Origin of the sequence: Mycobacterium bulgaricum (assembly GCF_041287165.2) — a bacterium.
Classification (GTDB): domain Bacteria; phylum Actinomycetota; class Actinomycetes; order Mycobacteriales; family Mycobacteriaceae; genus Mycobacterium; species Mycobacterium bulgaricum.
In genome coordinates, this window is record NZ_JBGGKV020000002.1 from 519,555 (window position 1) to 538,019 (window position 18,465).

At 67.7% G+C, this 18,465-nt stretch carries 16 protein-coding genes; 11 read left to right on the forward strand and 5 right to left on the reverse strand.

Annotation, left to right across the window (positions count from 1 at the left end):
• Nucleotides 1-21: 21 nt before the first annotated feature.
• Genes ACAG24_RS09060 through ACAG24_RS09070 form a run of 3 tightly spaced genes read left to right on the forward strand, consistent with a single transcriptional unit; the run spans nucleotide 22 to nucleotide 3,962 of the window.
• A complete protein-coding gene (locus ACAG24_RS09060) occupies nucleotides 22-1,002 on the forward strand; it encodes a nitrilase-related carbon-nitrogen hydrolase (protein ID WP_370472168.1) in 981 nt (326 codons plus the stop codon).
• Nucleotides 999-2,603, forward strand: a complete 1,605-nt coding sequence (locus tag ACAG24_RS09065; RefSeq protein WP_370472167.1) for an amidohydrolase — start codon at nucleotides 999-1,001, stop codon at nucleotides 2,601-2,603. Before ACAG24_RS09060 ends, ACAG24_RS09065 begins: the two co-directional genes overlap by 4 nt.
• Nucleotides 2,604-2,612: 9 nt before the next feature.
• A complete protein-coding gene (locus tag ACAG24_RS09070; RefSeq protein WP_370472166.1) occupies nucleotides 2,613-3,962 on the forward strand; it encodes an APC family permease in 1,350 nt (449 codons plus the stop codon).
• 58 nt (nucleotides 3,963-4,020) lie between these two features.
• Here ACAG24_RS09070 and ACAG24_RS09075 read toward each other — a convergent pair whose 3' ends face one another.
• The 3 genes from ACAG24_RS09075 to ACAG24_RS09085 are packed head-to-tail and all read right to left on the reverse strand — an operon-like array spanning nucleotide 4,021 to nucleotide 8,811.
• Nucleotides 4,021-5,055 carry a ketopantoate reductase family protein gene (locus tag ACAG24_RS09075; RefSeq protein WP_370472165.1) on the reverse strand — a complete coding sequence of 345 codons (1,035 nt, stop codon included), beginning with the start codon at nucleotides 5,053-5,055 and terminating at the stop codon, nucleotides 4,021-4,023.
• A 34-nt stretch (nucleotides 5,056-5,089) separates the two neighbouring features.
• Nucleotides 5,090-8,200, reverse strand: a complete 3,111-nt coding sequence (locus tag ACAG24_RS09080) for a helicase HerA domain-containing protein (protein WP_370472164.1) — start codon at nucleotides 8,198-8,200, stop codon at nucleotides 5,090-5,092.
• Nucleotides 8,200-8,811 carry a hypothetical protein gene (locus ACAG24_RS09085; RefSeq protein WP_370472163.1) on the reverse strand — a complete coding sequence of 204 codons (612 nt, stop codon included), beginning with the start codon at nucleotides 8,809-8,811 and terminating at the stop codon, nucleotides 8,200-8,202. The genes ACAG24_RS09080 and ACAG24_RS09085 overlap by 1 nt, the downstream gene beginning before the upstream one ends.
• A 39-nt stretch (nucleotides 8,812-8,850) precedes the next feature.
• On the opposite strand from ACAG24_RS09085, the gene ACAG24_RS09090 reads away from it, so the two are divergent.
• A complete protein-coding gene (locus ACAG24_RS09090) occupies nucleotides 8,851-9,534 on the forward strand; it encodes a TVP38/TMEM64 family protein (RefSeq protein WP_370472162.1) in 684 nt (227 codons plus the stop codon).
• A 1-nt stretch (nucleotide 9,535) separates the two neighbouring features.
• On the opposite strand, the gene ACAG24_RS09095 is transcribed toward ACAG24_RS09090, so the two are convergent.
• On the reverse strand, nucleotides 9,536-9,856 hold the full coding sequence (locus tag ACAG24_RS09095; protein WP_370472161.1) for a DUF732 domain-containing protein: 321 nt from the start codon (nucleotides 9,854-9,856) through the stop codon (nucleotides 9,536-9,538).
• 33 nt (nucleotides 9,857-9,889) lie between these two features.
• Here ACAG24_RS09095 and ACAG24_RS09100 point away from each other — a divergent pair, with 33 nt between their 5' ends.
• Both ACAG24_RS09100 and ACAG24_RS09105 read left to right on the forward strand, forming a co-directional pair.
• On the forward strand, nucleotides 9,890-12,232 hold the full coding sequence (locus tag ACAG24_RS09100; protein ID WP_370472160.1) for an AAA family ATPase: 2,343 nt from the start codon (nucleotides 9,890-9,892) through the stop codon (nucleotides 12,230-12,232).
• Between the two features lie 65 nt (nucleotides 12,233-12,297).
• Nucleotides 12,298-13,317, forward strand: a complete 1,020-nt coding sequence (locus ACAG24_RS09105) for a threonine aldolase family protein (protein WP_370472159.1) — start codon at nucleotides 12,298-12,300, stop codon at nucleotides 13,315-13,317.
• On the opposite strand, the gene ACAG24_RS09110 is transcribed toward ACAG24_RS09105, so the two are convergent.
• A complete protein-coding gene (locus tag ACAG24_RS09110; RefSeq protein WP_370472158.1) occupies nucleotides 13,215-13,979 on the reverse strand; it encodes a DUF998 domain-containing protein in 765 nt (254 codons plus the stop codon). The two genes, ACAG24_RS09105 and ACAG24_RS09110, sit on opposite strands and share 103 nt — an antisense overlap.
• A gap of 81 nt (nucleotides 13,980-14,060) precedes the next feature.
• Between ACAG24_RS09110 and ACAG24_RS09115 the strand changes: the two genes are divergently transcribed.
• From ACAG24_RS09115 to ACAG24_RS09135, 5 genes are all read left to right on the forward strand, one after another.
• Entirely contained in the window at nucleotides 14,061-14,690 is a 630-nt protein-coding gene (locus ACAG24_RS09115; RefSeq protein ID WP_370472157.1) for a TetR/AcrR family transcriptional regulator, read from the forward strand.
• 143 nt (nucleotides 14,691-14,833) lie between these two features.
• Entirely contained in the window at nucleotides 14,834-15,958 is a 1,125-nt protein-coding gene (locus ACAG24_RS09120; protein ID WP_370472156.1) for a baeRF11 domain-containing protein, read from the forward strand.
• Nucleotides 15,959-16,041: 83 nt separating this feature from the next.
• Nucleotides 16,042-16,176: a hypothetical protein gene (locus ACAG24_RS09125; RefSeq protein WP_370472155.1), complete on the forward strand. Its 135-nt coding sequence runs from the start codon at nucleotides 16,042-16,044 to the stop codon at nucleotides 16,174-16,176.
• Between the two features lie 258 nt (nucleotides 16,177-16,434).
• Nucleotides 16,435-17,577, forward strand: coding sequence for an NAD(P)/FAD-dependent oxidoreductase (locus ACAG24_RS09130; protein WP_370472154.1), 1,143 nt, complete (start codon nucleotides 16,435-16,437; stop codon nucleotides 17,575-17,577).
• A gap of 21 nt (nucleotides 17,578-17,598) precedes the next feature.
• Nucleotides 17,599-18,462, forward strand: a complete 864-nt coding sequence (locus ACAG24_RS09135; protein WP_370472153.1) for a CHAD domain-containing protein — start codon at nucleotides 17,599-17,601, stop codon at nucleotides 18,460-18,462.
• Nucleotides 18,463-18,465 lie beyond the last annotated feature (3 nt).

The following is an 18,465-nucleotide window of genomic DNA, read 5'->3' on the forward strand; positions in this document are numbered from 1 at the left end:
TGCATTCGTTTTAGGAGCTGGATGATCGTTCTCACCGCACCGGCCGCGGCGCCGCTCTCGCGCACGACCGAGTCGCACCGTCCACCACTGCGCGTCGGCCTCGTGCAGCACCGCTGGCGCGACGATGCCGTCGAGTTGCGAAAGGCGCTGCGCGACGGGATCGACCGCGCCGCGGACGCGGGCGCAACGGCCGTGTTCCTGCCCGAGATCACGCTGCTGCGCTATCCGGCCGACCAGCCCGGCGGCGAGCAGGCGGACGCGCTGGCCGAGGATCTACTCGAGGGGCCCACCTTTGCTCTGGCCGCCGAAGCGGCCGCGGCGCACGGAATCTTCGTGCACGCCTCACTGTACGAACGCTCCCCCGCCTCGGACGGCCTCGGGCTCAACACCGCGATACTTGTCTCTCCCGCAGGCGAATTGGTGGGCAAGACCCACAAGCTGCACATCCCGATCTCGGCGGGATACTACGAGGACACCTACTTTCGGGCGGGGCCCGCCGACGATCCGTACCCCGTGCACGCACCGGACGGTCTCGGCGCCCGCATCGGCCTGCCGACGTGCTGGGATGAGTGGTTCCCCGAGGTTGCCCGCAGCTACTCACTCGGGGGCGCGGAGATTCTGGTGTACCCGACGGCGATCGGTTCCGAGCCCGTGTTCCCCGACTTCGACACCCGGCCGTTGTGGCAACAGGTCATCGTCGCCAATGGCATCAGCAGCGGGCTGTTCATGATCGTCCCGAACCGTGTGGGTGACGAAGGGACCGTGACGTTCTACGGGTCGTCGTTCATCTCCGACCCCTACGGCCGGGTGCTCGTGCAGGCCCCGCGCGACGAGGAAGCGGTGCTGGTGGCCGATCTCGACCTCGACCAGCGCCGCGACTGGCTCGAGCTGTTCCCGTTTCTGCTGACCCGCCGGCCCGACACTTACGATGCACTGGCCAAACCCGTTGACACACAACATCCCTACGGCACCGGCCACGAGGCGACGGCGGTGGTCAAGTGAGCGCGACACTGTTCACCGGCGGGATGATCTGGACGGGCCGCGAGGAAACGGGCGCGTTGCTCGTCGTCGACGGCGTCGTCGCCGCGATCGGGGACGACGCCCGCGGCCACGACGCCGAGACCGTCGACCTTGAGGGCGGCTTCCTGATGCCGTCGTTCGGCGACGGTCACGCCCACCCGCTCTACGGCGGCCTGGAGGCCGTCGGGCCCGCGGTACGCCAGGCGACGACGGTCGACGAGATCGTGCTCGCTGTCAAGCAATTCGCTGAGGCGAACCCCGATGAGGAATGGATCGTCGGGGCGTCGTATGACGGAAGCCTGGCCGAAGGCGGCCTGTTCGACGCGCGCTGGCTCGACGCTGCGGTCTCGGATCGCCCGGTGGTGCTGCGGGCGTGGGACTACCACACCGTGTGGTGCAACTCCGTCGCGCTGGAGCGGGCCGGAATCACCGCCGAGACCCCCGACCCCGTGCTCGGCGAGATCCCGCACCGTCCCGACGGATCCGTGCTGGGAACGTTGCGCGAATGGGGTGCAGTCGATCTGGTGATGGACGTGATGCCACCGCGTGACGAACAGCAGCGCATCGACGCGCTCGGCACCGCGGCCGACTATTACCTTGCCCACGGCGTCACCTGGGTGCAGGACGCCTGGGTCGAACCGGCAGACGTCGCCACCTACGTCGAGGCGGCCCGCCGAGACGTGCTTCGGATGCGGTTCAACCTCGCGCTGTACGCCGACCCGCGCCACTTCGACTCGCAGATCACCGAATTCGCCGCGCAGCGTCGCCTCGTCGAAGAAGTGGGCAATCCACTGCTCACGGCACAGACCGTCAAGTTCTTCGCCGACGGCGTGGTGGAGAACGAGACCGGGGCGCTGCTGCAGCCGTACTGCACGGGGCTGCACGAGCATTCGGGCATGCAGAACTGGGAGGGCGACTCGCTGGCCGAGGCCGCGCGCCGCGTCGACGAACTCGGCCTGCAGATCCACATCCACGCCATCGGCGACGCCGCGGTCCGTCAGGCCCTCGACGCGATCGAGTACGTGGTGGTGCAGAACCCCGCGCGGGACCGTCGTCCGGTGATCGCGCACTGTCAGCTGGTCGATGACGCGGACCTGGCGCGGTTCGCGGACCTCGGCGTGATTCCGAACATGCAGCCGTTGTGGGCTCAACTCGACGCGCTGATGACGGTGCTGACCATCCCGCGGCTCGGCGCCGAACGCGCCGACAGGCAGTACCCGATCAACACCTTGGACACCTCGGGTGCGCCGCTGAGCTTCGGGTCGGACTGGCCGGTGTCCTCCGGCGCGCCCCTCGACGGCATCGCGGTCGCGACGTCGCGGCGCACCGCCGACGGCAGCCCCGAGGGCGGCTGGACTCCGCACGAAGTCCTGCCGATCGAGCGGGCGCTGTCGGCCTACACCTCGGGCGTGGCCAATCAGGCGTTCGCCGAGCATGTCTGGGGCAACCTGGCGCCGGGGGCCAGCGCCGACATGGTCTGGCTGCAGCACGATCCGCGCGCCACCGCACCGCTCGATCTGCCCACGATGGGGGTGCGGGCGACGTATCTTCGCGGAGTGCCGATGTATCAGGCACGGGACTGAAAGGCTGACATGACTTCAGAATTCATCGCCGACACCGACGAGGGCACTCTCAAGCGGGCGCTCGGCCTGCCCTCGCTGGTGTTGTTCGGCCTGGTCTACATGGTGCCGCTGACAGTCTTCACCACCTACGGCATCGTCACCGAGACCTCCGGCGGCAGACTGCCCCTGGCCTACATCGTCACGCTGATCGCGATGGTGTTCACGGCTTTGTCGTATGCCCGCATGGCGGCGGCGATCCCGGTGGCCGGGTCGGCCTACACCTACACCCAGCGGACGTTCGGTGCGCCGGTCGGCTTCCTCGCCGGCTGGTCGCTGATGCTGGACTACCTGTTCCTGCCGATGCTGAACTACCTCGTCATCGGGCTCTACCTCAACGCGGCGGTGCCCGCGCTGCCCGAATGGGTCATCGTCCTGGTCACCATCGCGATCGTCACGGTGCTCAATATCGTCGGCATTGTCTCGGTCGCCCGCGCCAACTTCCTGATCATCGCTGTTCAGGCCGTCTTCATCGTCGTCTTTCTGGTGCTGGCCATCGGCAAGATCGCCGGGTATGGCTCCGTGGACCTGCTCGCGCCGTTCACCGGTGACGGGTCGGCAGGCGGCATGAGTCCGGTGCTCGCCGGCGCCGCCATCCTGTGTCTGTCGTTCCTCGGCTTCGACGCGGTGTCCACCTTGTCGGAAGAGGCCAAGGACGCCAGACGCACGGTGCCGCAGGCGATCCTGATCGCGACCATCGTGTCGGGCATCATCTTCATCCTGCTGTCCTACGTGTCGCAGCTGGTGTTCCCGTCCAACGACTTCGCCGACGTCGACTCCGGCTCTCTCGACGTGATGGTCGCCGCGGGTGGCACATTCGTCAACGCGCTGTTCACCGCCGCCTACGTCGCGGGCGCCACCGGATCGGCACTGACCTCGCAGGCGTCGGTGGCCCGCATCCTGTACGCGATGGGCCGCGACGGCATCCTGCCCCGCAAGGTGTTCGGGCACGTGTCGGTGAAGTTCAGCACCCCGGTGTATGCCATTCTCGTGGTCAGCGTCATCTCGCTGCTGGCCATCGTGATCGACCTCGCGACCCTGGCATCCCTGGTCAGTTTCGGTGCGCTGGTGGCATTTTCGGTGGTGAACCTGTCGGTGATCAAGCACTACTTCATCGACCTCAAGGACCGCTCCAACATCGTGCTGAACCTCATCGCCCCCGCGATCGGCTTCCTGCTGACGGTCTGGTTGTGGACGAGCCTGTCCGGGATGACGCTGGTGCTCGGGCTGATCTGGCTCGCGATCGGTTTCGTCTGGCTGCTGGTGGTCACGCGCGGCTTCCGCCGGCCCACCCCGGTGCTCGATCTCGAAGAAACCGCGTGATTTCGGCGTGATTATCGCCGCTCAGCGGCGAAAATCACGCCCAAATCGCGCGAAAAAGCTACAGCCCCAGCCGTTCCGCGAGCTCGGCCTCCGTGAATCCCCCCGGGCCGCCTCCGGACCGCGCGGCGTGGCGCGCCAGCCTCGCCAATGTGGCGTTCAGCGGTGCTGTTCCGCCGTATCGGTGTGCGATACGCGCGATCTCGCCGTTGAGAAAATCGGTCTCGACGCTGCCGCTGTTGCGGGCCAGCGACTGCCAGGTCGAGTTCGGGATGACGTCGCCGGTCCCCGCCACCGGACGGACGGTGGGCCCCTCGGCGCGGGCGGCCTTGGAGACCTCGAACGGCACGTACTCGATTCCGGCCTCTGCGAGAACCGCTTCCCCCTCGCTGATGACCGCGGTCGCCACCTCGCCGTCGCGGGCGGACCCGGTCAGTGCGACGACGGCATTGCTCAAGTTGGTGAGCAGCTTGTTGTATTTCCATGGCGCGGCATCGGGAGGCAGCTTCACCAGCACACCGGCAGGACTCCACGATGCCGCGATGCCCTCGAGCAGATCCCGGTCCTCCTGCGTGGCCAAGTCCGCCGGCCAGCGCGCGATGTGGAACTGCGCGGCCACCGGCCATGACTTGGCGATCACCTCACCGGGTGTCACATATGCGGCAGGCGTCCATACGCACACGCCGAAGACCCGCGCGAACAAGCGCAACGCCTTCTCCTCGGCGACCACACCGTTGAGCGCCGTCAGCACCGGCAGCAGTTCGCCCGCGGTGCCGATGACGTCGTCGCCGTCGTGCACGGGCTGATCGGCCCACTCCTGCAGCGCCGCGTCGAGTTGGTGCGTCTTGGTTGCGAACACCAGCACGTCGCGATTCGTGAGCCGAACGTCCTCTGGCCTACCGGCCGCCGACACCGGGATCTCGTACGTGTCGTCGGGCGTGCGCAGCACAAGGCCCTTGTCGGCCAGAACCTGCGCGTGCTCACCCCGGGCGACCAGGACGACGTCTAACCCGGACCGCGCCAGCGCCCCGCCGACGGTTCCACCGACCGCCCCGGCTCCGATGATGACGTACCGGCGTGAAGCATGCTGCGACATGATTCCACGGTAGCCGCGGCTCTCCACCCCGTGGCTATCCGACGGCCAGCGACAGCACTTCCTCGGCCGACGGTGGGCTCGGCGGATGATGCGACAGGCACCATGGTGCGACGATGCGGTGGAACGCCTCACCTTCGGTCGCGACGTAGAAGTTGCCCGCCCGCAGCCTGCTGATGTCGTCGACCAGACCGCCTTTGGCGCGGGCCATTTCGCGGGCGGTCTCGATCTGGGCCGGCGCGTTCAGTAGCCCGTAGAACTGGGTGGCCGCGTTGCCGGGGATGTTCAGGTTGAGACCTTTGGGCGCCTGCGTCGCGAAGACGAGTCCCAGACCGTACTTGCGCGCCTGCGACGACAGCGCCAGCGTGCTGCGGGTGCACGGCGTGAAACCCCTTGCAGGAGCGAAGTTCTGCGCCTCATCCATCACCAGGAGCCCGCCGAGCGGTTTGTCCCCGGCCGGGTGGCGTTTGATCCATGCGAACAGCGCCATCTGCAGCTGGTTGACGAAGCTCTGCCGCTGCTCGTCGGATGCGAGCCCGATCATGCTGATCACCGAGACCCTGGCCCGGTAGCCGTCGGACGGGGTGAGGAGCACCCCGGGGTCGACGGGGGTGCCCGCGCCACCGAACAGCGGATCGTTGACCATCGCCGCCCGCAGATTCTGCGAGAGATCGCCCGCGATGGCGTGGGCGCCCGCCATGTCGCTCACGTCGTCGGGCAGGTCGGCGAGCAACCGGATGAATCCGGCCAGACTTTTTCCCGTCGCTTCGCTCGCCCCGGTATCAGGCTGAGCAGTCCTGCCATAGCGCTGCAACGCTTCTCGCAGCACGGCACGGGATCGGGTCGCTTTCTGACTCTTGCCGGTGATCAGTGCACGCGGCTCCAAGGCCGAGCACGCCGCCTCGACGGCCTCGGTGAACTCATCGGCGTCGTCGAGAACGCTGGAGAAGTCCGGCAGCGGCTGGAAAGCGAGCGGACGGCCGTTGGTACGTCGCGGCGTCCAGATCGTCACCTCGGTGTTGGCCAGATAGTCGTCGGCGCGCGCGTCGTCGGAACGGCGCCAGCCCATCGGCACCTGCGGCCACGCCGCCCCCAGGCGCGACAGGTCGTTGTTGGGATCGAGCACGATCGACGAAACGCCGCGCAGTGCGCACTCCTCGACGAGGCGCCGGATCAGCACCGTCTTTCCCGATCCCGACCCCGCGAAGATCGCGACATGCTTGCGCAATGACGAAAGATCTACGGTCACAGGCGTTCCGGTGTGCAGGTCGAACCCCAACGGCACTTCGGTCTCCGAGATGTGGACCGGATCGTCGTCGACCGGCTCCGGTTCGGGTTCCACGACGGCGGCGAGGTCGTGCTCGAGCCCGAGCGCCTCGATCAGCAGCGCCAGGCCGTGCGCCGGTTTGCGGGCCCGCAGCCAGCCGGGCAGTTCCGGGTTGTCGTCGTTGATCAGATCCCGCAGTGCGGTCATGGTGCGGATGTCGTCTTCTGACAGCGGCAGGGTCTGACCGCCCGCGGCGTGGAACTCCTCGATCACCTCGGCGGTCTTCTTCCCACTCGGCCACGGCGAATTGCGGAGCAGGTACAGCTGGCGGCGGTCGTCACCCGGACCGAATCCCGTTGCGGTGATTGCTTTCCGTACCCTGCTTAGTGCGGCGCTGGCGTTGCTGGCCGCGACGGCGCGAAAAGCCCAGTGCCGTTCATCCTCGGTGGCGCGGTCAAGGTTCTCCCGCAGGCGGGCGTGCAGCATCACCTGGGTGCCCGGCGGCGGGTCGCAGACAAACGTCTGCTCACCGTCTCGCTCGGCGATCCACGCCGTCAGCGCCGCCGACAGCAGCTCGGGCATCGTGGTGTCCTCGCCGTCGTGCGCGATCGCCGCCTCGGGTACCGCACGACGCCGATACTCCGCGAAGCGCCTGTCCAATTCGCCGGATGACGCCTCGAAACCATTGGAGGACGGCGATTCCCAGGACGGTTGCGCATCAGCACTCAGATGCTCGAGCTCGACGACGTCCCCGTGCTTGAGGCATTCCCGCACGTGGGTGTCGGCGCGGATCAGCAGTTGTCGCGGCGTGTAGGACGGCGCCTCCTCGAACGCCACCGGGGCAAGCGGCCAGCTGGGGTAGGGCGGGGTGAACCCCGCCGCGCGGTAACTCGCGGAGAACCGGCGCTCCAGGATGGCGCGCCCGACGTCGGCGCTGGGCAGCGGCGACAGCACGCCCGTCACACGGAACCGGTCGGCGACACTGGCGGCCGCGCGGTCCTGAATGTGCTCCCACACCGCGGGCAGGCACGCCACCACCGGAACCGTGCGCCGCGTCGTCTGCCGCAGGGCCATCAACCCGTGGGCGACCTGTTCGAGCACGCCGTCACCGGAGGGTTGGGCCAGCGACTGCGCCAGCAGCGTGTCGATCTGGTCGACGGCGAGCACCGCAGGCCCCGCCAGCGCGACCAACCGGGAGATGTCACGCACGCATTCCTGCGCCGACGCCGGAGCCGCGCGCAATCCCCACGGTCCGCGCTCTTCGATGCTGAACTCCTCGCTGCCCTGCAGGAAGCCTTCACCGATGTCGTGGGCGACGAAGTCGTTGGAACCGAGCAGCACCAGAGCGCGCAGCGCCTGATGGCATTGCCACACAGTCTCTTTCGCGACCACCGACAGCGCCTTGATGAAGCGGTACAGAGTTTCGGCGTCCAGGTCGTCGTCCCCGATGATCGCCCGCCGGTCGGCACGCGACACGTGCGCCAGCGACGACAGCTCCCACAGCAGATCCTTGAGCTGGGTCTCCCGGTGCGCCCCGGGCCTGCCGAGGCTTTCCAGGATGCCGCTGCGCACTGACTGCCAGAAGCTGGCGGCGTCGAGCAACTCGACGACGAAGAAGAACCCGCTCTCGACCTGCACGCGTTCCCGGATCTGGCCGAGCAGGTGCGTCTTGCCCGAACCGGCGGGCCCGCGAATCACCACCCCCAGCGGCGCCGACTCCGGGTCGCGCTGCGCGTCACCGAATGCGGCGATCACATCGTCGACGGCGTGCTCGTTGAGCCCCGTCACATGCGTGGCCGCCTGCGGGCGCCACAGGTCGTCCGAGGTGGGCGCCCACGTCAATCGAAGCGACGACAGCGCGTCCCGTTGCAGTACGTCCATCACGCCTCCATCGCGATCAGATGCTTGGGCCGGTCCCCGATGACCACGGCCGCGGCCCGGTCCTCGGCCGTGAGCACCTTCTGGTCCTCCTGCGGGATGACGCTGACACCCGGGGTGCGGTGCAGGGCCATCAGTGCGGCGTCGACGTCGGCGCGGGGATCGGTGACTTCGGCGCGCAGCGCAGTCAGCGACACCCAGCCGCCCGGCCGGGCCGCCAGGCGCCCGTAGGCGGCCCGGATCCTGTCCTCGGTGGTGGCCGGGGTTACGCCGAAGACGTCGGCCAGGCTCACGTCGGCATGCTCGAGGTAGCGGCCCAGCGCGCCGAGCACGGTGTAGAGCGCCTTTGCGGGGCCGGCCGAACGTGGTGGCGGTTTGGCGTCGACGAGTTCGCGGCACAGTCGCCAACCCTGGTCGGTCAACTCGTGGACGAATCTGTTTCCGGTGCGCTCGGATTCGATCAATCCGAGGCGGTTGAGCTTGTCGCGGCCGGCTTTGTCCAGCGCGGGCCCCAGCGCGACCAACTGCGCGTTCGGCACCGGTCGCGCCTCCGCCATCAGCACCAACAGCACCGCCCGTTCGGTTCCGGTCAGGTCCGTCGCCGTCACAGTCACGGGTGCCAACTTAACCGGGTACGGCAGGATTGCGGTGGCATGGTTGACACCGAAGACACTCCTCCGACGTCGCGGCGGCGGCATATCGCGCGCCTCGCCGTGTTCGTGGCGTTGCTGTCGGTGTTGTTCTATCTGACGGCGATCGAGCGGGTGATCGACGTCGCCGCCGTTCGGGAGCTGATCGAGTCGGCGGGGCCGCTCGCACCCGTGGCCTATGTCGTGGTGTCGGCGGTCCTCGGGGCGTTGCTGGTGCCGGGGCCGATTCTGGCGGCCGGCAGCGGATTTCTTTTCGGACCCGTGCTCGGCACGTTCGTGACGTTGGGTGCGACGATCGGTTCGGCCGTCGTCACCGCGGCGGTCGGCAAGCGCGCGGGTCGCGACAGCGCGCGCGCCCTGCTCGGTGAGCACCGCGCAGACAGGATCGACCGGCTCATCGAACGCGGCGGACTGTGGGCGGTGGTCGGTCAGCGGTTCGTGCCCGGCATCAACGACGCGCTGGCGTCGTACACCTTCGGCGCGTTCGGGGTCCCGTTGTGGCAGATGGCGGCAGGAGCCTTCATCGGCTCGGCGCCAAAAGCGTTCGCCTACACCGCGATGGGGTCGACGGTCGGCGAGTTCTCGGCGCCACTGCTGGCCGCGGCGATCGCGGTGTGGTGCGTGACCGCGGTCGTCGGCGCGTTCGCCGCACGCCGGGGCTGGCGCAAATGGCGCAGCGAGGGCTGAGTCAGCCGCCGACGAGGCCGCGATGCTGGTCGCAGTAGGCCGCGACGGACGCACCGATCACCATGCCGGACTGCTCGGGCGTCAGCCCGTTGGCGGGGCCGATCGCGGCGGCCACCGCCTCTATCGGCTGGCCCTGGTCGAGGCCCGCGCAGGCGGTCAGCCCCATCTCGACCGCCGCCGCGGGGTCGGCGACGGGCACCCCCATCATGTCGAGCACCTCGAGAAACGTCTGGTCGTCGGCGGTGGCGGGCGCGGCGGTCAGCAGCGCGGCAGTTCCCAGCGCAGCTGCACAGGCGATCTTCAGCGACTTCACGGTGTCCATCCTGCCCGATACTCGGCGCAGTAGCCTGCGTCCATGTCGGCCATCGTCCTCACCGAGGAGTTTCGGGAGGCGCTGGCCCTGCTGGCCGGCGGTCGGCATGTGTTCCTCACCGGCAAGGCGGGCACCGGCAAATCGACGCTGATTCGGCGGTTCATGGCCGAGACCGATCGGAACGTGGTCGTGGTGGCGCCTACCGGTATCGCCGCGCTCAACGTCGACGGCTACACGATCCACCGCATGTTCGGCTTCCGGTCGACCCTGACGCTCGATGACATTCGCGGCGGCGAGTACCGCCCCGGCAGGTTCACCAAGACGCTGGCGTCGCTGCAGACGCTTATCGTCGACGAAGCGTCGATGGTGCGCGCCGACGTGTTCGACATGGTCGCCGCCGCTCTGGAACGTTTCGGCCCTGAGCCGGGCACGCCGTTCGGCGGCGTGCAGATCGTGCTTGTCGGCGATCTCTACCAGCTGCCACCGGTGGTCCGCGAGGACGAAGCCGCCTATTTCACCACGACGTACGAGACCCCGTACTTCTTCTCGGCGCGATCGTTTCGTCGCGACGATTTCCCGACGGTGTCGCTGACGACGGTGTTCCGCCAGCTCGGTGACGACCGGATGACGGCCATTCTCAACGAGATTCGTGAGGGAGTTCTGCTCGGACATGCACAGGAGCAGTTGAACGCTCGTGCCGACAGGGATTTCGTGCCACCCGAGGACGAGTTCTGGCTGACGCTGGCGCCGACGAACCGCCTCGTCACCGCGCGGAACCGTCAGCAGCTCGAGCGGCTGCCCGGCGACGAGATGGTCCACCACGCGAAGGCATCCGGCGATCTGGCGATGTTCGAGGCACCGGTCGAGGAGACCTTGCGGTTCAAGGTCGGTGCCCAGGTGATGATGCTGAACAACGACCAGGGCAGTCGCTGGGTGAACGGGACGGTCGGACGTGTGGCGGGCGTCGGATACGACCGCTACGGCGCCGTCGTCGAGATCGAGTTTCCCGACGGCACGAGCGCGGACGTCTCGCCCTACACGTGGGAGGTGACGCGGCCCGTGATGTCGGGCTCGTCGCTGAGCCGCGAGGTCGTGGGCTCGTTCACGCAACTGCCCTTCAAGCTGGCGTGGGCGATCACGATCCACAAGAGCCAGGGGCAGACGCTGGACCGGGTGATCGTCGATCTGACCGGCGGCATGTTCTCGACGGGTCAGCTGTATGTAGCGCTGAGCCGCTCCACGTCCCTGGCCGGGTTGGTGCTCAGAAGGCCTGTGCTGCCGAAGGATTTGAAGACGGATCGGCGAATCGCCCGCTACCTGCGAACCTCGTCGGGCGATGCGGGCGCCCGGCGGTATTGCGCGATCGGCATGCTGACCGTGGGCGATGAAGGACGGATGTCGCGACCCCGCCCGGTCGAGTTGGCGGTGGCCTTCGACGACGGCACCGCGGTGACCACGCTGATCAACCCGCAACGGGATCTCGCCGATGCCCGAACGGCTTTCGGCATCACCGTCTCCGATGTGCTGCTGGCGCCGACCCTACGGGAGGCGTGGGCGGTGATCGCACCGATGCTCGCCGGCTGCACCCCGGTGGGCGCGGGAGTGGACGACCAGCTCGGCCTTCTCGACTTCGAGCTGAAGCGGCTCGGCTACGTGACGGCGATGCCGCTGGGCGTGGAACTACGGGGCACGCGGATACGCGGGACAACCGCGCTGGAGCGCGCTCGCGCGGCGCTGGACGCCCACCGCGACAACGACTCCGAGGACGGGTCGTCGGCGTTCGACGACCCCGATTCCGCGGAGATGTCAGGGCTATTGGTGAGCCGGGATTCGTCGGTGCCCACACCGGTCGCCGACCACCTTCCGGCGCTGTCGGCATTGTTGAGAATCAGCCGAGACGTCGGCGCGGTGCTGCTCGGCAGTCAGCCACCCACCACCTCGGCGAGCACGGGTTGGGAGCCGGGCGCCCGACAGTCGGTGGCCGACCAGCTGCGGGCGGCTGCATCGCGGGTGCAGCTCACCGACGCGGTGCTGGCCCGTTTGCGCGCGGCCGAGGCGGTGCTCGGGGTCGAGATCCTTTCGGGGGCCGAGCTAGTCGCACAGCACTCGGTCGCCGACGTGCTGACCCCGGGCGCGAGGATTTGCTTCACCGGCACCGCCCAGGATTCGTCGGGCCGGATCGTCGAGCGCGACGAGATCGAACGTCTGGCCGCAAGCGCGGGGCTGGCCCCGGTGAAGACGGTGACCAAGACCCGCTGCGACGTGCTGGTGACGGCCGAGGCGGGCACGCAGTCGGGCAAGGCACGCAAGGCGCTGGAGTACGGCAAGCCGGTACTCGACGCCGCCGACTTCTTCACCTGGCTCGCCTCCCGCCCCGCGGAATAGCATTCCTGGCTGCGATTCGCACCCCGTTCACAGCCCTCACTTCTCACTCGGCGCAGAATGGAACGGTGCCGTCCACAGCATTCGCTTCGGACAACGCCGCACCGGCGCATCCGAAGGTCCTCGAGGCCCTGCACCGCGCCAACGACGGGTCCGCCCCGTCCTACGGCGACGACGAGGTCACCGCGGAGGCGTCGGCTGCACTGAAGCAGGCTTTTGACTCCCCGGACGCCGATGTGCTGTTCACGTTCACCGGTACCGCGGCCAACATCATCTCGCTGGCAGCGGCGGCGAGGCCGTGGGACGAGATCTTCTGCAGCGACGTTGCGCACGTCCTGGTCGACGAGGCGGGCGGGCCGGTGCGACTGTCCGGCGCTCAGCTGACGCGGTTGCCGAGCACCGACGGACTGATCGCCCCCGACGAGCTCGAACGCAGAGTGCTGGGCCGTAAGGCTGTGCACCATTCACAACCCCGCATCGTGTCGATCACGCAGTCGACGGAGAGCGGCCGGGTGTGGACGGCCGAAGCGCTCCGCGAGTTCGTCGACCGCGCGCACACTCTCGGCCTCCTCGTCCACGTCGACGGCGCTCGCGTCGCCAATGCGGTTGCCGCACTCGGGGTCTCACCCCTGGAGGCCATCGCCGACGCCGACATCGTCAGTGTCGGCGGCACCAAGAACGGCATGCTGTTCGGCGATGCCATCCTGGTTCGGCGGCCCGAGCACTTCGACGGAATTCGCTTCGTGCAGAAGCAGATCGGTCATCTTGCGAGCAAACACCGGTTCATCGCAGCGCAGTTCACCGCGCTGTTCACCGACGAACTGTGGCTGCACAACGCCGCGAATGCCAACGCGATGGCCCGAAGACTGAGCGCCGGACTGGACTCGCTGGGCTTGCAGCTGGCCTCCCCCGCCGAATCCAACGAGGTGTTCGTCAAGCTCGACGCGGACGTGCACACGCGGTTCGCGGAGTCGTACATGGTGCATCAGCCGGACCTCGGCGAGCCGGTGGTGCGGTTCGTGTGCTCGTGGGCCACCACCGACGCCGAGGTGGACGACGCCCTGGGCGTGCTGGACACGCTGCTCTGAGCCATCCCGACCTCTTTGTAGAGTTTGGCTGACAGCGCTGTCAGCCACGCCCATGCCAGTACGACCGCCGCGGTGAAGCCGAGCACAGCGGGTGCACCCAGAGTTCCAGTGGCCAGCGCCCCGAAGCCGGCAGCGAAAGCGACGGACACGACGCGCGAAAACCACGCCCACCCGTTCGCACCCGAGCGCGCGAACACCGCACCCACCGTCAAGCCCGCCGCCGCGAAGCACGCAAAGCCCACTCCCGCGACCAGGAAATGCGCCACGCCATGCCAACTCGGCGTACCCACGCCCGGCGGGGTTCCTGGCGGAAAGCCGTCCGACGGGTCGGCTCGAAAGATGCCCGCGGCCACCAGTCCGATGCCGTAACCGGCCAGCAGCGCCGCCGACCATGTCGCCGGGCGACTTGGCGGCAGCGCGCGACCGATGCCGACCGCCCCCGCGATCGTCATCGCGCCGACCACGACGAAGTTCGCAACCTGAACCCATCCGCAAGGGCCGTTGACGAGCTGGCTGACGGCGTGGCGAGTGGGGTCATACCCGTCGCGTGTGACCATTTGTGCAGCTGCCACGATCAGATAGATCGGTCCGGCGATGACGCCATAACCGAGCAGCGACTTGGTGATTCGCACATCGAGTGGCGGGCAGTCGGCGTCGGCCATGGCATCTCCCTGATTGGCACGTGAACTAGACCGTACAGTACTGGTACGCAAACTAGACTGTCCAGTACCTGAAGGAGGCACATGGAGGTCGCACTGCCGACGCGTTCGCTGCGGAAACGCGAAGCGATTCTGTCTGCCGGCCAGTACCTGTTCCTGGCCCATGGATACAAGGGCACCAGCGTCGATCAGATCGCCGCGGCTGCGGCGGTGTCCAAGCAGACCGTGTACAAGCACTTCGGGGACAAGCGTGAACTACTCTCGGCGATCGTTTCCGAAGTGGTCGACGAAGCGGTCAAACCTTTCGTCGAACACGTTGCCGCACTTGCCGAGACAACCACTTTGGAGCAAGACCTGATCGCGTTGGCCACCACATATCTGCGGTCTGTCCTCTCCGAGTCTGTCGTCCAACTCCGCCGACTTGTCATTGCCGAGGCTGCGGCGGTGCCAGACCTGGCGGCGCTTTACTACGACCACGCCCCCGCGGAGACACTGCGGGTACTTGACGAGACGTTTGGCCGACTCGCCGACCGCGGCCTACTCGCCGCAGATGATCCGCGCACGGCAGCAGAGCATTTCGCGTTTCTCGTCGTCGGCAAGTCGATCGACAAGGCTCTGTTCTTCGGTGGCCCCGAGACACTGTCGGACCTCGATGTCGACGCGCATGCCCGGTCGGGTGTGCGCGTGTTTCTCGCCGCCTACGGTCCTCGCTGAGCCGCCCGCATGCCGGCCCCTTTCTCCTGGCAGCGAAATACGCACGCATGCAACTCATCTGGCTGTACTGATGCCATTCACTCAGGGCGCTCTCAGATTCCGCTCCTACGGTGGAGGGCACACCGGACACAAAGGAGTGAGTGGTGACGCGATATCAACTTCCCGATACCGACGATCTGCGGCGGCTGGGAGAGCCTCACGAAACGGCCATCACGGTCTACGTCGAGACCCTGCCGGGCCCCGATCAACGCGACAACAATCTGCTGACCGCCAAGAGCGCAGTCGACCGCCTGCTTCGCGACGTCCGCGACCGCGGGGTCAGCGATGCCGTTTCGGAGCGTCTGCGCGGGCGCTGGCAGGAGATCGCGGAATCCGATGTCTGGCTCCGTCTTTCACGGTCCCTCGCCATCTTCATCGCCGAGGACTTCCACGAGGTGTACGTGCTGCCCAATGCGTTGCTCAACCAGTCGCAGGTCGGGGCGTACTTCGACATCGGCCAACTGGTGCGTGCCGTGACCACTCCGCAGGAAGCCTATGCGCTGACGCTGTCGGCCAACGGATGGAATCTCTGGCGGGCAACGGCCACGTCCCGCGCCGAAGAGATGACCCTGCTCGGCGACCATCCCGCCGACGTCGCCGATGCCACCAACCGCGCGACTGTCCGCGATCGCGACCACGTCCGCCGACTCGTCGGTGACGAGGGCAAGAAGGTCCTGTTGGAGACCTATGCGAAGCGCGTCGCCGACGCCGTTGAGGCCGAGTTGGGCCGCCTCGACCCGGCAGGGCGTACGCCGCTGTTCCTGTTCGCGTCCGATCCGCTGCTCAGCCTCTACCGGGGGCTGGACAGCAAGCGCGACATCGTGACAGTGCAGGGCGCCGCCGAGTCCTTGCGGCCCGACGAGATCGACGACGCGATTCGCGCGTCGCTTTCCGAGCTCAACATGCGCCGTACCGACGCCCTCGTCGAGGAGATCGGCGATGGGGTCGCGCGGGGCCTGGTTGCCTCAGACCTCGCCGACATCGGCCGGGCGGCCGTAGCCGGCGCGATTTCAACGCTCGTCTACGACTTCACCATCGACGTCATCGGTCGTTTCAACGAATCCAACGGCCGAATCACGTACGGCAACACGGGTTACGACCTGCTGTCGCGCATCGTCATCAGGGTGCTCGACAAAGGCGGCGAGGTCGTCGCCGTCCGACCGGGCGAGGTCACCGCCGGCATCTGGAACGGGACCGCCATCGCCGCGTTGCGGTATCCGTTGTCCTGACCGCCGAGCCGCACGAAACGATTGCTTACCCGATCAACTTCGGCCACCGACCGCGCCCGCAGATCCGCGGGCGCGCAATACCTTTGACCCCGCTTGCGCTGGTCTACGACAAGGCACTGAACCCCGTGGACTACCTCAAACAGAATTGGACACCCCGCGCGGCGGTCGAGGTCGTCGAGCATGAGGCGCTGACACAGGCCAGACACGGTTTCCCGTGACCATGGCGGGGTACGCCCTCGCCATGACAAGCCCCAGCGAAACGCCTGAGCGTCTCACCCCGACCGAGGTTCCCGAGCGCCTCGTCCCAGATGACGTGCCCGAGACGCAGCCCGGGCCCGAGACCACACCCCAACCCGGCCCGCCTCAAAAGGCCTAGGCGCTCGGCTCGCTCCGGCAGCCGCGGACGCGCCGACGTGCGTGACGTGGCCGTCACTTCGTGAAGATATACCCGGCGGCCGGGCGGGTATGCCGGGGAGGTGAGCAACGCAGGATTACTGATCATCGGCAGTGGGCCCGCCGGAGTCGCGGCGGCCGAGGCGTATCGGGAGCGAAGGGCCGACCACCCCGTGCGCATCGTGACGGCCGACACCCGACCTCCATACCAGCGGCCGCCGCTGAGCAAAGATTTCCTTCGTGGCGAGACCGACGACGCACCGATGGACATCACCCGCCCGTTCGAAACGACGCTGCAGACCCCGGTAGAGACGATCGATGTCGGTCGTCGCCTCGTCACCGCCGGTGGCATGCGATACGAATACGACGCGCTCGTCCTGGCATGCGGTGCGAGCCCGCAACCACTGCCCGTTCCCGGCGGCGAGAAGGCTCTGCTGCTCCGTTCGTTCGACGATGCGAAGCGGCTGCGGGACGCGGCCACGTCGGCGAAGACCGCCGTTGTGATCGGGGCGGGGTTCATCGGGTGTGAGGCCGCCGCATCGCTTGCCATCAGGGGTATTTCGGTCACGCTCGTCGCCCCGGAGGAGATGCCGCAGCGCAAGCGTCTGGGAGAGGACGCCGGCGTGCGGCTGCGGCGTCTCGTGGAGGCGACCGGAGCGCGCTTTGCAGGCGACGCGCGAGTCACGTCGGTGGGTGACGGAGCGGTACATCTGGAGGACGGCACCGCCATCCAAGCCGACCTTGTTCTCGCCGCAACCGGTGTCAAACCCAATGCGGCACTGGCTGAAGCCGCGGGGATCACATTGCAGAACGGGCGCATCCCCGTCGGACCGGACATGCGGACTGCGGTCGACGGCGTGTGGGCTGCCGGCGATGTCGCGTTCGCCGTCAACGCCGATGCCGGCCGGGCACTCGCCGTCGAACACTGGGGCGACGCCATGGACCAGGGGGAGGTCGCGGGCTCCGCTGCCGCCGGTGAAGATGCGAAATGGTCTGGTGTTCCGGGCTTCTGGACGACGATCGGCGATACAGACGTGAAGTACCACGCTTGGGGAGACGGCTATGGGCGTAGTCGGCTGATCGAGCGAGACGGCGGATTCACTGTCTGGTATGAGTCTGACGGAGCCACCGTGGGGGTACTCACGTGCAACGCCGACGACGATTACGAGACCGGCGAAGAACTCATCACCGCCGGCAAGCCGCCACCGGTCGACATGTCGAAGTGATGCCCCGAAAGGAGTTCCACGATGACTGCTCCCCCCGTACCGCGTGCGAAGAAAGACGGCGCGCCGCAGCACGTGTCCCCGTTGGTCGGGTATTTGACCGAACAGATCGGCCTTGTGCTCGAGGGTCTCGGCGGCCTGCGTGACGGCACCGACCCCATCCACGACACCCGGGTGGCGATTCGGCGCACCCGCAGCACGCTGCGCGTCTTCAACAAGCAGCTCGACCCCGAGGCCGGCCCGGCATTCGAAGAAGAGCTCAAGTGGTTTGCGGGTGTGCTCGGCGATGTGCGTGATGTACAGGTTCAACAGCAGAGGTTGCGCGAGGCCCTCGACGAGATTCCCGAGTTGCTGGTGCTGGGGCCGGTGGGATCGAGGATCAACCTCGACCTGAGAGGCGTCGAGACCCCGGCACGCGAACGGGTGTCCGACGCGATGGAGACGACGCGCTACTTCGACCTCGTCACGGAGTTGCAGCGGTGGGGCGCCGCCCCGCCGGTCCAGACCGGTGGGACCGTGAAAACGCTGCGCGCGACGGCGCGGAAGGCGGCCGACAAGGCCGACAAACGCCTGCGTGCCGCCCTGAAGAGCGACGACGACGCGCTGCTGCACCGTGCCCGCAAAGCCGCCAAGCGGGCGCGCTACGCGCACGAGCTCCTCCAGCGGGATGGCGCTGAGAGGAAGGTCAAGCGAACGGTGAAGCACTACAAGCAGATCCAAAGCGTTCTCGGCGACATGCAGGACACCGTCGTGGCCCGCACGATACTGCGCCAGTTGGGGGTATCCGCGGGCACGACTCCCGGCGAGAACGGCTTCACCTTCGGCCTTCTGTACGCCCGCGAGGAACAGCTGGCGCAGAAGTGTCGGCAAGACGTCGCCAAGCTGTAGTCA